The organism is Pontibacter actiniarum (assembly GCF_003585765.1).
Taxonomy (GTDB): Bacteria; Bacteroidota; Bacteroidia; order Cytophagales; family Hymenobacteraceae; genus Pontibacter; species Pontibacter actiniarum.
The window spans coordinates 3118257-3130562 of sequence record NZ_CP021235.1 but is presented as its reverse complement, the minus strand read 5'-3'; the positions used below and the strand labels follow the sequence as shown (position 1 = coordinate 3130562).

Sequence of the window (12306 nt, the reverse complement as noted above, 5' to 3'; positions counted from 1 at the left end):
GCCTGCTTTTTATAGTGAGCGGTGTGAGTGGCCTTTCTACTGCGGAGGCTATAGCTCATAGGCTCTTCCCCTTTCTCTCCGTCTTTGGCGGTTCTGCCATGTCTCTGTACCTGGTGTCGGCCAGCTTGTTGTCCATGCCGCGCAGGTTTAGCCAGGACTGCATCAGGTTAATATGTGATTCGTTGAGTGGTGCCTCTTTTTGTGTATTGGGGGTGGGGGTATTTTTTTGTGGGATTCTCATAGCATGAATTGTGTTGGTATATATTGAGTTAAACTTCCTTTATTGTTTTTTACTGTAGTCGGCGTCGGTGTGTTGCTGATTTTTTATGGCAGGGCCTGCTACTCATCTACCAGCTCGTGTTTTTTCTTCTCCTCCTTGATAAAGTTGCTGACGTAGCTCGCGAGTTCGTCGGCGCTTTCTTCCTGTAAGAAGTGCCCCCCGTCTTCAAACGGAATGACATAGCACTCGTGGAAAAACTTCTTCCAGCGTTGCAGCGCCTCCACCTTGATTAGCTTGTCGCGCTCACCCCACAGAATAAGGGTAGGGGTGTCCTGTATCTTCTTGCGCTCCTTCCACAGCTCATCGTACCATTTGCTGGCCCCGACCAACTCACGGGCGCATGCCAGGTTGCGTACGCGGTCCTCGGGGTTGCCAAGCGCTTTTATATAGTGCTCTTTGATGGGATCGGGCATTTCCTCCTCATCCTTAAACAGTTCGTGAATCAGCGTGTGCGTTGAAACGTGCAGCTTGGAGTGCAGGAACTTGCCCAGAGGCCCAACCAGATATTTGCTGGCCTTTGAGAAGCTCTGGTGCTTGGAGAGCGACCACGTCCAGGAGTTAAGCATTACGATGCTGGAAACATTCTCAGGGTGGCGGATGGCATAAGACAGGCCTATCGGGGTACCGAAGTCATGTAACAGAAGCGTGATGTCCTTTAGCTGCAGGTGCTCCATTAGGCGCTCAAAGTTAGCGGCATGGGAGCGCGGCTTGTAGTTCCAGTCCTTCGGTTTGTCTGACAGCCCAAAGCCAATCATGTCGAAGGCAATGCAGCGGTACTCTTTGCGTAGGATCTTAATCAGGTTGCGGTAGAGAAAAGACCAGGATGGCGTGCCGTGTATCATCACGATCGGTTTGCCTGCTCCCTCATCTATATAGTGCATCCTGCCTGCCTCAACCTCTAGGTATTTAGATGTAAAGGGGTATTCCTTTTTATCCAGCCAGTCCGGTTTCATAGTAAGTTAGGGTGATTGCTACTAGGCTATACTTTGAAATGGGGGGGAGGTTGTTCGTTTAACTTAAAAATGGATGCCCTTCAGGCGAAAACAATATTTTAAAGGAGGTAGCCCTGGTGTCTATCTGCAGTAAAGTATAACTTTAGCCTGTGGAACATGACTGGCAAACGCGGCAGAGCAGAGGAAAGTAGTCTTAGGGCCGCTGTAGTAGCTGCCTGAATTGCCCATTACTTAGGAGGGGCAGGCACACAGGAAAACAAATATAGTATAAACGCCGTATCTTGTGCCGACTAGAGGATGCTGCTGCTGACAGATTGCGCCTGCAGGTGTATCCGTTTCGGTTAGACTAGCGTTATCCTGAATGTGCGTGTTTCTACTCCGCAAGAGGAGGGGCTGAATGAGAGGAGGCTTTCGGAGTTTGAACCCATCTTGCTCTACCTAGGTTGAGGTGTAGGTATGAAACCACTGCTGTACGCTGTACTTTAGAAGAATGCCAGTAGCACCCCATAAAACCGTACATCTTTGAATTGTTTAACAGCTTGCTTGCAAACTGTCTTCTTTAATACTATTATATTTGTAGCCTTAAGAAATTATCTATGAGAATAGCTGTAGTTGGCACCGGGTACGTTGGCCTGGTAACGGGCACATGCTTTGCCGAGGTGGGTATCGATGTGACGTGCATCGACATTGACGAGAAAAAGATAGAGAACCTGAAAAAGGGGATCCTTCCCATATATGAACCGGGGCTGGATGAGATGGTGGCGCGCAATGCGCAGAAGGAGCGTCTCTCCTTCTCCACTGATCTTGCCGGCTCTATCCAGGGCTGTGGCTGCGAGGCGGCCTTTATCGCTGTGGGCACCCCTCCGGGAGAGGATGGCTCGGCTGACCTGAAGTACGTGCTGGGCGTGGCCCGCGAGATCGGGCGCAACATGACCGACTATATGGTGGTGGTAACCAAGAGTACCGTACCGGTTGGCACAGCCCAGAAGGTGCGCCAGGCCATTGAGGAGGAGCTGGAGATACGCGGCGTGGACATCCCGTTTGACGTGGCCTCTAACCCGGAGTTCCTCAAGGAGGGTGCCGCTATCGAAGATTTCCTCAAGCCGGACCGCATTGTGGTGGGAGTAGCCTCCGAAAAGGCTGAGAAGGTGATGAAGAAGCTCTACAAGCCCTTCCTGATGAACGGTCACCCGCTCATCTTCATGGACATCCCTTCTGCCGAGATGACCAAGTACGCTGCCAACGCCATGCTGGCCACCAAGATCAGCTTCATGAACGACATCGCCAACCTGTGCGAGATCATGGGCGCTGACGTGAACATGGTGCGCAAGGGCATCGGCTCCGATGTGCGCATTGGCAATAAGTTCATCTACCCGGGCATCGGTTACGGGGGCTCCTGCTTTCCGAAAGATGTGAAGGCGCTGATCCGCACAGCCTCTGAGAACGGCTACCAAATGCGCGTGCTGCAGTCTGTGGAGGAGGTGAATGAGAACCAGAAGTCGGTGCTCTATAATAAAATTCACAGCCATTTCCAGGGCAACCTGTCGGGCAAGACATTTGCCATCTGGGGCTTGTCTTTCAAGCCAAAGACTGACGATATGCGTGAGGCTCCTTCGCTGGTGATCATCCGCAAGCTGCTGGAGCAGGGCGCCAAGGTAAGAGCCTATGATCCGGTGGCCATGGAGGAAGCCCGTCACATCCTGGGTGACACCATTGAGTACGGCAAGGATGAGTACGAGGCACTTATCGACGCCGATGCGCTGCTACTGGTGACCGAGTGGCCTGAGTTCCGCTCCCCGAACTTCGCTGTAGTAAGCAAGCTAATGAAGGACAAGGTGGTTTTCGACGGCAGAAACATCTACGATGGCGTTGATCTGAGTGAGAAAGGATTCTCCTACTACGGCATCGGTGTGAAGAAGCAAACCCAGCAAACAGAGGCAACCGTTAAATTATGAGCAGAAAAAGAGTATTGATTACCGGTGGAGCCGGGTTCCTTGGCTCTCACCTGTGCGATAGATTCATCAACGAGGGCTACCATGTGGTCGCCATGGACAACCTCATCACCGGAAACCTGGAGAATATTGAGCACTTGTTCAAGCTGGAGCAATTTGAGTTCTACCACCACGACGTGTCCAAATTCGTGCACGTACCGGGGCACCTGGACTACATCCTGCACTTTGCTTCGCCGGCCAGCCCGATCGATTACCTGAAGATCCCGATCCAGACGCTGAAGGTGGGTTCACTGGGTACGCACAACCTGCTTGGCCTTGCCAAAGCCAAGGGTGCGCGCATGCTCATTGCCTCCACCTCGGAGGTGTACGGCGACCCGCTGGTGCACCCCCAGCAGGAGGACTACTGGGGGAATGTGAACCCGGTGGGGCCACGTGGCTGCTACGACGAAGCCAAGCGCTTCCAGGAGGCCATGACCATGGCCTACCACATGCACCACGGCCTGGAGACGCGCATTGTGCGCATCTTCAACACCTACGGCCCTCGGATGCGCCTCGACGACGGACGCGTACTGCCTGCTTTCCTGAGCCAGGCGCTGCGTGGTGAGCCGTTGAGCATCTTCGGAGACGGTAGCCAGACGCGCTCCTTCTGTTATGTGGACGACCTGGTGGAAGGCATTTACCGCCTGCTGCTTAGCGACTACCATATGCCGGTGAACGTTGGCAACCCATCGGAAATCACCATACGGGAGTTTGCCGAGGAAATCTGCCGCCTGACAGGCGTGGAGCTGAAGGTGGACTACCAGCCGTTACCGAAGGACGACCCGCAGAAGCGCCAGCCGGACATCACGCTGGCTAAGCAGGTGCTGGGCTGGGAGCCGCAAGTAGACAGAGCAGAGGGGCTGAAGCGCACGCTTGAGTTCTTTAAGGAAAAGATTCTGAGTAATACTGAGCAGCCTGCGGCTGTTTAGTTACACCCTACTAAATACAAACAGAAGGGGCTGCCGATCTTTATCGGCAGCCCCTTCTGTTTGTAGCTACTACTGCTTGTTACAGCTTTAGCTCTTTTTGTTTGCCTTCAGGTAGCTTTTGGCTTCCTTGTAGTTCGGTGACTTTTTATCGCTTGCCTTAATGACCACAGCGTAGTACTTTTTGGCGGCGGCTCGGTCTTTTTGTTGCTTGGCGATACGGGCCAGGTTCAGGTATGAATTGATAAAGTAGCCGGAGTCGCGCTCATTTGTCATTTCGGCAAAAGCGATGGCACCCTGGTAGTACTGCTTGGCCTTTTCAAAATCACGGTATTTGTGCTGGTTAATATACGCCAGGATGTAAGAGGCGTAGCGGCCGCTGACCGGTTCATAGCCAGGCATATTTTGCTCCAGTTTCTGCAAGATATCCAGCGACACACGCTCTGCCTTGGTAAAGTGCCCCTGTACAAACAGCAGGCGTGCATAGAAGCGGGCAAAGTAGGCGTTGTCAGGGTATTTAAGTGCCAGGTCCTCTGCAATCTTCAGGGCGCCCTCCATGTCCTTCTCCTCATTGGCGAGAATTTTCATCAGGAAGAGCTTAGACTCGGTGCCGGTATAAAAGCCGGAGTTGGCTACGAAAGAGAGCTGCTTAAGGCCCAGGCGCTTATCTCCGTTGGGGAAGAAAACCAGCACAGGGCGCAGCATAGGGTAATTTTCTGGTATCCAAACTGCGTAGTAGTTAAAGAGCGCCTCCCCGAACAGGAACTCCGGGCTCAGGCCGTTTCCTGCTTTTGCTTTCTCCATAAAGTCCAGGGAGCGCTTGCTGTCTACAGTGGCTTTGCGCCAGTTGCTGCGCTCAGAGTGCAGGCGTGCTGTAAAGCCATAAGAGGCAGCCAGGAAAAAGGCAGCCTCCACATTGCTGTCGTCGGCGTCATACATGGCCTCTGCCTTCTGAATAGTCGTATCCATGTAAGCGAAGAAGAGGTCGTCGTACTTGAGTGTCTGAATATTGGTCGGAACTATCTTCCACCACTGGCTCAGGCCCATCAGGAAGTATGGCAGCGGGTGCTCCGGATACCTTCTTCGCAGCGATTTAAACTGCTTCTCGGCACGCTCATACTTGAAGTTGTACATGTTGTCAACCGCGCCCTCCAGCTCGTACTGCACGTCCTTGTTAAGGAGCAGCATGCCCTTTACCTTGGTAGCAGACGGCAATACTTCGATCTCATTGAACGTTACCTGCCGCATGGCCGTCGAGTCAGAAGGCGCGGCAGGCTGTTGTGCTATAGCCAGGAAAGGAAAGAAAAGTGTGAAGAGGGCGGAAAAGAACTTCTTCATGTAAAGCCGGATAATATTAGAGGTTAGAAGCTACCTGTGGCGCTATTAAGTTTGCTAGAATAAAAGTACAACAAATCTGCTAATTTTGAATTCCATAAAAAGAAATTAATTATGAAACTTCTGGAAAAGCTCTGCAAAATTCACGCGCCTTCTGGTAATGAGCAAAATCTGTCAAATTTTCTGGTAAACTATATCGAAGAACAGAAAGTTCACTGGAAACAGCCGCCGCTGGTGCTGTGCGGAGAGGGCTTTCAGGACTGTGTTCTGCTGGTGTTCGGCAAGCCGAGGAGTGCAATTTTCGCTCACATGGACTCCATCGGTTTCACGGTGCGCTACGGCAATCAACTGGTAAGGATCGGCGGCCCGGACCTGGAGACGGGCTATAAGCTGGTGGGCAAGGATAGCCAGGGAGAGATTGAGTGTACGCTGGAGTTTGACGAAGACACCCATGCCCTTACCTATGCCTATGAGCGCGAGATAGAAAGAGGGACGGAACTGGTCTTTAAATGCGATTTCAGGGAGACGGAGGAAAGCGTGCAGAGCTGCTACCTGGATAACCGCCTGGGCATCTGGAGCGCCTTGCAGGTAGCCGAAACGATGGAGAACGGCATTATTGCCTTCAGTTGCTGGGAAGAGCACGGCGGTGGTTCCGTGGCCTACCTGGCGAAGTACATCTATGAGCAGTACCGCGTAAAGCAGGGGCTCATCTCAGACATTACCTGGGTAACGGAGGGTGTGCAGGCAGGGAACGGGGTCGTAATTTCCATGCGCGACAGCCTTATCCCGCGCCGCGCTTATGTAGAGCGCATTATCGGTATTGCCAAAGAAGCCGGGGTGCCTTACCAGCTGGAGGTGGAGGGTTCGGGCGGAAGCGATGCCAAGGAGTTGCAGCACAGCGCCTACCCCTGGGACTGGTGCTTTGTAGGAGCGCCTGAAGACAATGTGCACACGCCCAACGAAATCGTGCACAAGAAGGATATCGAAAGTATGGTGGCCCTGTACAAGGTGCTTATGGACAAGCTTTAGGATTAGTCCGGTAGCCCCCGTTTCCAAAGGATTAACAAGAAGAGCTGATACTGTAGCGGTGTCGGCTTTTTTTGTGCCTGTGGGCCAGCAGGAGAGGCGGTATGGGGCGTGCCAGGGGTGATTTTGCCACAAGCCATGCAACCTGTTAAGCTTTAAGGGGATAGCCTGCGGGTGCCGCTGCAGGAAAGGACGTTTAATGTTTGGAAAAGTCTAGAGAATCTTTTTTATTTATAATAGGTATATATGAATATCTCTTTAACCCTTAAAGACACCGAATGGAAACTATTCTCTACGCAATTCCTGCCTTTGGATTGGCGGCCCTGATCTACACGGGCATCAGGTCAGCCTGGGTGACGAAGCAGCCGAGCGGCAACGAGCGCATGAGCAGCATTGCGCGCCACATTGCCGACGGCGCCATGGCCTTCCTGAAAGCCGAGTACAAAGTGCTGGCTTATTTTGTCATCATCGCATCCTTGTTTCTGGCTTACCTGGGCTATACCGGAGAGAAGTCGCACCCGCTTATCGTAGGCGCCTTTATCGTTGGGGCCTGCTTTTCGGCGCTGGCCGGCTTTATTGGGATGCGCATCGCGACCAAAGCCAACGTGCGAACGGCCGAGGCAGCCCGCAGCAGCCTTTCCCGGGCACTTAAGGTTTCTTTTGCAGGGGGCTCTGTAATGGGCATGGGCGTGGCCGGACTGGCCGTGCTGGGCCTCGGGTCCCTTTTTATCCTTTTCTACTTCCTGTTTGTAGTGAGCCCCGGGGCGGATGTGCACGGTGTGCAAATGGAGATTGCGCTGGAGGTGCTCACCGGTTTCTCGCTGGGTGCTGAGAGTATAGCGCTTTTCGCGCGCGTGGGCGGCGGCATTTACACCAAGGCCGCCGACGTGGGGGCCGACTTGGTGGGCAAGGTAGAGGCCGGTATCCCGGAGGATGACCCGCGTAACCCGGCCACCATTGCCGATAACGTGGGCGACAACGTAGGCGACGTAGCCGGGATGGGGGCAGACCTCTTCGGCTCGTACGTGGCCACTATCCTGGCGACGATGGTGCTGGGGCGCGAGGTAGAGGTAGCGGACAACTTCGGCGGCCTGTCGCCAATTATACTTCCGATGCTGATTGCCGGTCTGGGTATCGTGTTTTCCTTTATCGGGATGCTGTTTGTGCGCGTGAGTGAGGGAGGGGATGTGCAGGCGGCGCTTAACCGCGGTAACTGGATCTCTGTGCTGCTGACAGCGGTTGCCTCGTACTTCGTTATCGTGTGGCTGCTGCCGGAGAACCTGGTTTTGCGCAACTTTGAGTTTACGGAGCTGGGGGTTTTCATGGCCGTAATCGTGGGCCTGATTGTCGGCTCTCTGATGAGCATCATCACGGAGTACTACACGGCAATGGGCAAAAAGCCGGTGAACTCCATTGTGCAGCAGTCTTCCACCGGCCACGCCACGAACATTATTGCCGGCCTGGCGGTAGGCATGCACTCTACGGTGCTGCCCATTATTGTGCTGGCGGCCGGCATTGTGCTGTCTTATGCGGCGGCGGGCCTGTACGGCGTGGCCATAGCGGCGGCGGGTATGATGGCCACCACGGCCATGCAGCTGGCCATTGACGCTTTCGGCCCCATTGCCGACAACGCCGGAGGCATCGCCGAAATGAGCGAGCTGCCAAAAGAGGTGCGCGAACGCACCGATATACTCGACGCCGTAGGAAACACCACAGCCGCCACGGGTAAGGGCTTTGCCATTGCCTCCGCTGCCCTTACCTCGCTGGCGCTTTTTGCCGCCTTCGTGGGGATTGCCGGGATCCGCACCATTGACCTGTACAAGGCGCCGGTGCTGGCGGGGCTGTTCATCGGGGCCATGATTCCCTTTATTTTCTCTGCGCTGGCGATTTCCGCGGTAGGCAGGGCGGCCATGGCCATGGTGCAGGAGGTGCGCCGTCAGTTCCGCGAGATTCCGGGGATTATGGAAGGCACCGGCCAGCCGGAGTATGACAAGTGCGTGGCGATCTCAACGCAGGCGGCCATCCGGGAGATGATGCTGCCGGGGGCGATTGCGCTGATCGTTCCGCTGATCGTCGGCTTTGGCTTCAGAGGCGTATTCCCGGACACCTCGTCCCCTGAGATTTTGGGTGGCTTGCTGGCCGGAGTAACTGTGTCAGGCGTGCTGATGGCCATGTTCCAGTCAAACGCCGGCGGCGCCTGGGACAACGCCAAGAAGTCTTTCGAGAAAGGAGTGATGATCAACGGGGTGATGGAGTACAAAGGCTCCGACCCGCACAAAGCCTCCGTCACCGGAGACACCGTGGGCGACCCCTTCAAGGACACCTCCGGCCCAAGCATGAACATCCTCATCAAGCTGATGTCCATTGTGTCGCTGGTGATCGCTCCGCATATTGGCCTGGAGCAGGAGCCGGCCATACCGGAAGCGCCCATCGAGCTGGAGCCCATTAACCTGAACCGGGGCGAGGCCGCCCCGGGCACAGCCAGCGCAAGTATAAACGCGCCTAACACGGTGGCGCTCAGTTTTGTTGGCGCTGCTAAATAAACTTTGTCGCTTTAAATTAACAAGCCCAGCCTTTGTGTTGGGCTTGTTTTTTATTTTATACCTACCTTTGTACAGGTATTAACTAACTATTATATGGAACCGCGTACCGTTAAGATTCACGATTGTGAGTTTAGCACTTATATTTTTGAGGAAGAGATCATTGCCCGCATTAATATACTGGCAGAGCAGATCGATGAAGATTACGCCGATAAGCAGCCACTTTTCCTGGCTGTGCTCAATGGCTCTTTTATGTTCGTTTCTGATCTGCTGAAGCGCGTTTCCGTACCCTGCGAGATTTCGTTTATCCGCCTGAAGAGCTACCAGGACATGCACAGCACAGGCAAAGTGAAAGAGCTGCTGGGCCTGACCGAGGATATCCGCGGCCGCCATGTGGTCGTGCTGGAGGATATCGTGGACACCGGCCACACCGTGCACGGCCTGCTACAGCAGCTGAAAGAGCACAACCCGGCCTCGGTGGAGATAGCGACGCTGCTGATGAAGCCAGAGTGCCTGCAGCACCAGATAGAGGTGAAATACGTGGCCCGCAGCATTCCCAACGACTTTGTGGTGGGCTACGGTCTGGACTACAACGGCCTGGGCAGAAACCTTCGCGATATTTACAAGATTGTGTCGTAACCCTGGGGTAAGACTAGCGTTAGGAGGCTTTTAGCGCCGTTGAAGTAGCTACTCAGCCTGCCGCTCAAATATTCAGAAAGTACATAGGATTTATACTTATATTTGCTTTTTACATTAAGCTAGAAGATATGCTCAACATCGTTTTGTTTGGCCCTCCAGGTGCTGGTAAAGGTACCCAAAGTCAAAATCTGATTGATAAATACAACCTGATTCACCTTTCGACTGGTGACCTGCTTCGCTCTGAGATTGCCGCTGGCACAGCCCTGGGCCTGGAAGCAAAAAAACTGATGGACAACGGCCTGCTGGTGCCGGATGAGGTCGTGATCGGCATGATCGAAAACAAGGTGAAAGAGCACCGCCATGCACCGGGCTTCATCTTCGACGGCTTTCCGCGCACAGTGCCGCAGGCACAGGGGCTCGATAAGCTGCTGCAGGACAACGGCACGGAGATCTCCTGCATGATCGCGTTGCGCGTGGATGACGAGGAGCTAACCAAGCGCCTGTTGCTGCGCGGCAAAACCTCTGGCCGCCCGGACGACCAGAACGAAGAGCTGATTCGCAAGCGCGTGCAGGAGTACAATACCAAAACAGCACCTGTGGCAGACTACTATGCCGGCCAGGGCAAATTCTACGCGGTGGATGGCATCGGGGAGATAGAGGATATCTTCAAGGCGCTGTGCCAGCAGGTTGATGCAGTGAAGGAAAAGCAGGACGAGAAAAAATAAGCGAACGCTTAAACAGAAGATTTGGCATCAAGCAACTTTATAGACTACGTTAAAATCTGCTCGCGCTCAGGGCATGGTGGCGGAGGTTCCGCGCACTTGCACCGCGACAAGCTAACGGCCAAAGGCGGCCCCGACGGGGGCGACGGCGGCCGTGGCGGGCATATCATACTTCGCGGCAACGCCCAGCTCTGGACGCTGCTGCACTTGCAGTACCGCAAGCACATTATTGCCGAGAACGGCCAGAACGGTGGGCCTAACCACTCTTTCGGCGCGCAAGGCAAAGACGAGGTGCTGGAAGTGCCGCTCGGCACGATTGCCAGAAACGTGGAGACCGGCGAGGTAATGTGCGAGATCACCGAAGACGGGCAGGAAATCATACTTACACCCGGCGGCAGAGGCGGCCTGGGCAACGCACACTTTAAATCGCCTACCAACCAGACCCCGCGCTACGCCCAGCCAGGCGAGCCAGGCATCGAGGAGTGGGTGGTGCTGGAGCTGAAGCTGCTGGCCGATGTGGGCCTTGTCGGCTTCCCGAACGCCGGTAAATCGACGTTGCTGTCGGTGGTTTCGGCGGCCAAACCTAAGATTGCCAACTATGCCTTCACCACCTTGGAGCCCAACCTGGGCGTGGTAGCCTACCGCGACTACAAATCCTTTGTGATGGCCGATATTCCGGGTATCATCGAGGGGGCCTCGGAAGGAAGAGGGCTTGGGCTGCGCTTCCTGCGGCACATAGAGCGGAACTCCATGCTGCTGTTTATGGTTGCCTGTGAGAGCGCAGACATTGCCGAGGAATACCAGGTGCTGCTCAACGAGCTGAGAACCTTTAACCCGGAGCTGCTGGACAAGAAGCGCATCCTGGCCATCACCAAATCCGACATGCTGGATGAGGAGCTGGAGGAGGAAATGCGCAAAACCTTGCCAGAGGAGCTTCCGGCGGTGTTCATCTCCAGTATAACGGGCAAGAACATCACCCAATTAAAAGATATGATCTGGGAGGCACTCAACAGCTAGCGTACAGCCCGGAACAAGTATAAAACCAAGGATCGGTAGAGGCTGCAAAGCTTTCTACCGATTTTTTTTGATGCGCCAAGAGGCGTGCTGCCTAAACAGCGGCTGCTTTCACTTATCCTTTTGCGGAGGGGCAGAAAGGCAGCAGCGGCTGTGGTGGCGGGTGCCTGTCGGGTGACAAAGCCGGCCGCCCAATGTGCACACAGTCACTCAATTAAAATTAATTGGTGTCAGAATGGCACGACGGCATGTTTGGCAAGACAATTGACAAGACATTATAGACCAATCAACCTAACTTTTTTAAGGCATTATGTCAGATAAAAATATTAAAAAGGAGCAGGAACAAGAGGAATTGCAGGAAAAAACTGCCAACGCGGCTACTGAAGAGGAGCAGAACGAAGCAGCCGGAGACACTGCTGCAGAAACGCAGGAAGACACCACGGCGATAGAGCTGGCAGAGATGAAAGATAAATTTGTGCGCCTGATGGCCGAGTTTGAGAACTTCCGCCGCCGCACAGCCAAAGAGCGCCTGGAGCTGGCCAAAACGGCTTCCCAGGATGTGATGTCGGATCTGTTGCCGGTGCTGGACGATATGGAGCGTGCGCGCCAGTCGATAGAGGCGAAGGTTGACCCGGATGCGATACTACAGGGCCTGGAACTGGTGTTCCATAAACTAAAGCACGTAACGCAGCAGAAAGGCCTGAAACCCATGGAGACGAAGGCCGGCGATGAGTTTGACAGCGAACTGCACGAGGCCGTAACGCAGATCCCTGCGCCGTCCGACGAGCTGAAAGGCAAGATTGTAGATGTAATAGAGAAAGGGTACACCCTGAACGAGAAGGTTATCCGATTCGCGAAAGTAATAATAGGAGCGTAAGTA

At 54.2% G+C, this 12306-nt stretch carries 11 protein-coding genes; 8 read left to right on the top strand and 3 right to left on the bottom strand.

The features are described 5' to 3' along the window. Positions 1-55: 55 nt before the first annotated feature. Both CA264_RS13470 and CA264_RS13465 read right to left on the bottom strand, forming a co-directional pair. A complete protein-coding gene (locus tag CA264_RS13470) occupies positions 56-241 on the bottom strand; it encodes a hypothetical protein (protein WP_025607885.1) in 186 nt (61 codons plus the stop codon). 98 nt (positions 242-339) lie between these two features. Next, complete coding sequence (locus tag CA264_RS13465) at positions 340-1233, bottom strand: alpha/beta fold hydrolase (protein WP_025607884.1); 894 nt, start codon at positions 1231-1233, stop codon at positions 340-342. A gap of 596 nt (positions 1234-1829) precedes the next feature. On the opposite strand from CA264_RS13465, the gene CA264_RS13460 reads away from it, so the two are divergent. Beyond that, the gene (locus tag CA264_RS13460) at positions 1830-3188 is read left to right on the top strand and encodes a UDP-glucose dehydrogenase family protein (RefSeq protein ID WP_025607883.1); all 1359 of its coding nucleotides are present in this window, start codon (positions 1830-1832) and stop codon (positions 3186-3188) included. Next, the gene (locus tag CA264_RS13455; RefSeq protein WP_025607882.1) at positions 3185-4153 is read left to right on the top strand and encodes a UDP-glucuronic acid decarboxylase family protein; all 969 of its coding nucleotides are present in this window, start codon (positions 3185-3187) and stop codon (positions 4151-4153) included. Before CA264_RS13460 ends, CA264_RS13455 begins: the two co-directional genes overlap by 4 nt. An 87-nt stretch (positions 4154-4240) precedes the next feature. Here the strand turns inward: CA264_RS13455 and CA264_RS13450 are convergent, their stop codons facing one another. Then, the gene (locus CA264_RS13450; protein ID WP_025607880.1) at positions 4241-5488 is read right to left on the bottom strand and encodes a tetratricopeptide repeat protein; all 1248 of its coding nucleotides are present in this window, start codon (positions 5486-5488) and stop codon (positions 4241-4243) included. Between the two features lie 111 nt (positions 5489-5599). On the opposite strand from CA264_RS13450, the gene CA264_RS13445 reads away from it, so the two are divergent. From CA264_RS13445 to CA264_RS13420, 6 genes are all read left to right on the top strand, one after another. Then, positions 5600-6514: a M20/M25/M40 family metallo-hydrolase gene (locus CA264_RS13445; protein WP_025607879.1), complete on the top strand. Its 915-nt coding sequence runs from the start codon at positions 5600-5602 to the stop codon at positions 6512-6514. Positions 6515-6789: 275 nt separating this feature from the next. Next, a complete protein-coding gene (locus tag CA264_RS13440; protein ID WP_025607877.1) occupies positions 6790-9054 on the top strand; it encodes a sodium-translocating pyrophosphatase in 2265 nt (754 codons plus the stop codon). 93 nt (positions 9055-9147) lie between these two features. Continuing rightward, positions 9148-9690 carry a hypoxanthine phosphoribosyltransferase gene (hpt, locus tag CA264_RS13435; protein WP_025607876.1) on the top strand — a complete coding sequence of 181 codons (543 nt, stop codon included), beginning with the start codon at positions 9148-9150 and terminating at the stop codon, positions 9688-9690. A 128-nt stretch (positions 9691-9818) separates the two neighbouring features. Beyond that, positions 9819-10415, top strand: coding sequence for an adenylate kinase (locus tag CA264_RS13430; protein WP_025607874.1), 597 nt, complete (start codon positions 9819-9821; stop codon positions 10413-10415). A gap of 21 nt (positions 10416-10436) precedes the next feature. Continuing rightward, positions 10437-11429 carry a GTPase ObgE gene (obgE, locus tag CA264_RS13425; protein ID WP_025607873.1) on the top strand — a complete coding sequence of 331 codons (993 nt, stop codon included), beginning with the start codon at positions 10437-10439 and terminating at the stop codon, positions 11427-11429. A 307-nt stretch (positions 11430-11736) separates the two neighbouring features. After that, the gene (locus CA264_RS13420) at positions 11737-12303 is read left to right on the top strand and encodes a nucleotide exchange factor GrpE (protein WP_025607872.1); all 567 of its coding nucleotides are present in this window, start codon (positions 11737-11739) and stop codon (positions 12301-12303) included. Positions 12304-12306 lie beyond the last annotated feature (3 nt).

Excerpts from the sequence above, each read along its gene's own strand:
- CA264_RS13465 (WP_025607884.1), bottom strand. The coding sequence starts at position 1,233 with ATGAAACCGGACTGGCTGGATAAAAAGGAATACCCCTTTACATCTAAA.
- CA264_RS13440 (WP_025607877.1), top strand. The coding sequence starts at position 6,790 with ATGGAAACTATTCTCTACGCAATTCCTGCCTTTGGATTGGCGGCCCTG.
- CA264_RS13430 (WP_025607874.1), top strand. The coding sequence starts at position 9,819 with ATGCTCAACATCGTTTTGTTTGGCCCTCCAGGTGCTGGTAAAGGTACC.
- CA264_RS13455 (WP_025607882.1), top strand. The coding sequence starts at position 3,185 with ATGAGCAGAAAAAGAGTATTGATTACCGGTGGAGCCGGGTTCCTTGGC.
- CA264_RS13470 (WP_025607885.1), bottom strand. The coding sequence starts at position 241 with ATGAGAATCCCACAAAAAAATACCCCCACCCCCAATACACAAAAAGAG.
- CA264_RS13450 (WP_025607880.1), bottom strand. The coding sequence starts at position 5,488 with ATGAAGAAGTTCTTTTCCGCCCTCTTCACACTTTTCTTTCCTTTCCTG.
- CA264_RS13420 (WP_025607872.1), top strand. The coding sequence starts at position 11,737 with ATGTCAGATAAAAATATTAAAAAGGAGCAGGAACAAGAGGAATTGCAG.
- CA264_RS13445 (WP_025607879.1), top strand. The coding sequence starts at position 5,600 with ATGAAACTTCTGGAAAAGCTCTGCAAAATTCACGCGCCTTCTGGTAAT.
- CA264_RS13460 (WP_025607883.1), top strand. The coding sequence starts at position 1,830 with ATGAGAATAGCTGTAGTTGGCACCGGGTACGTTGGCCTGGTAACGGGC.
- hpt (WP_025607876.1), top strand. The coding sequence starts at position 9,148 with ATGGAACCGCGTACCGTTAAGATTCACGATTGTGAGTTTAGCACTTAT.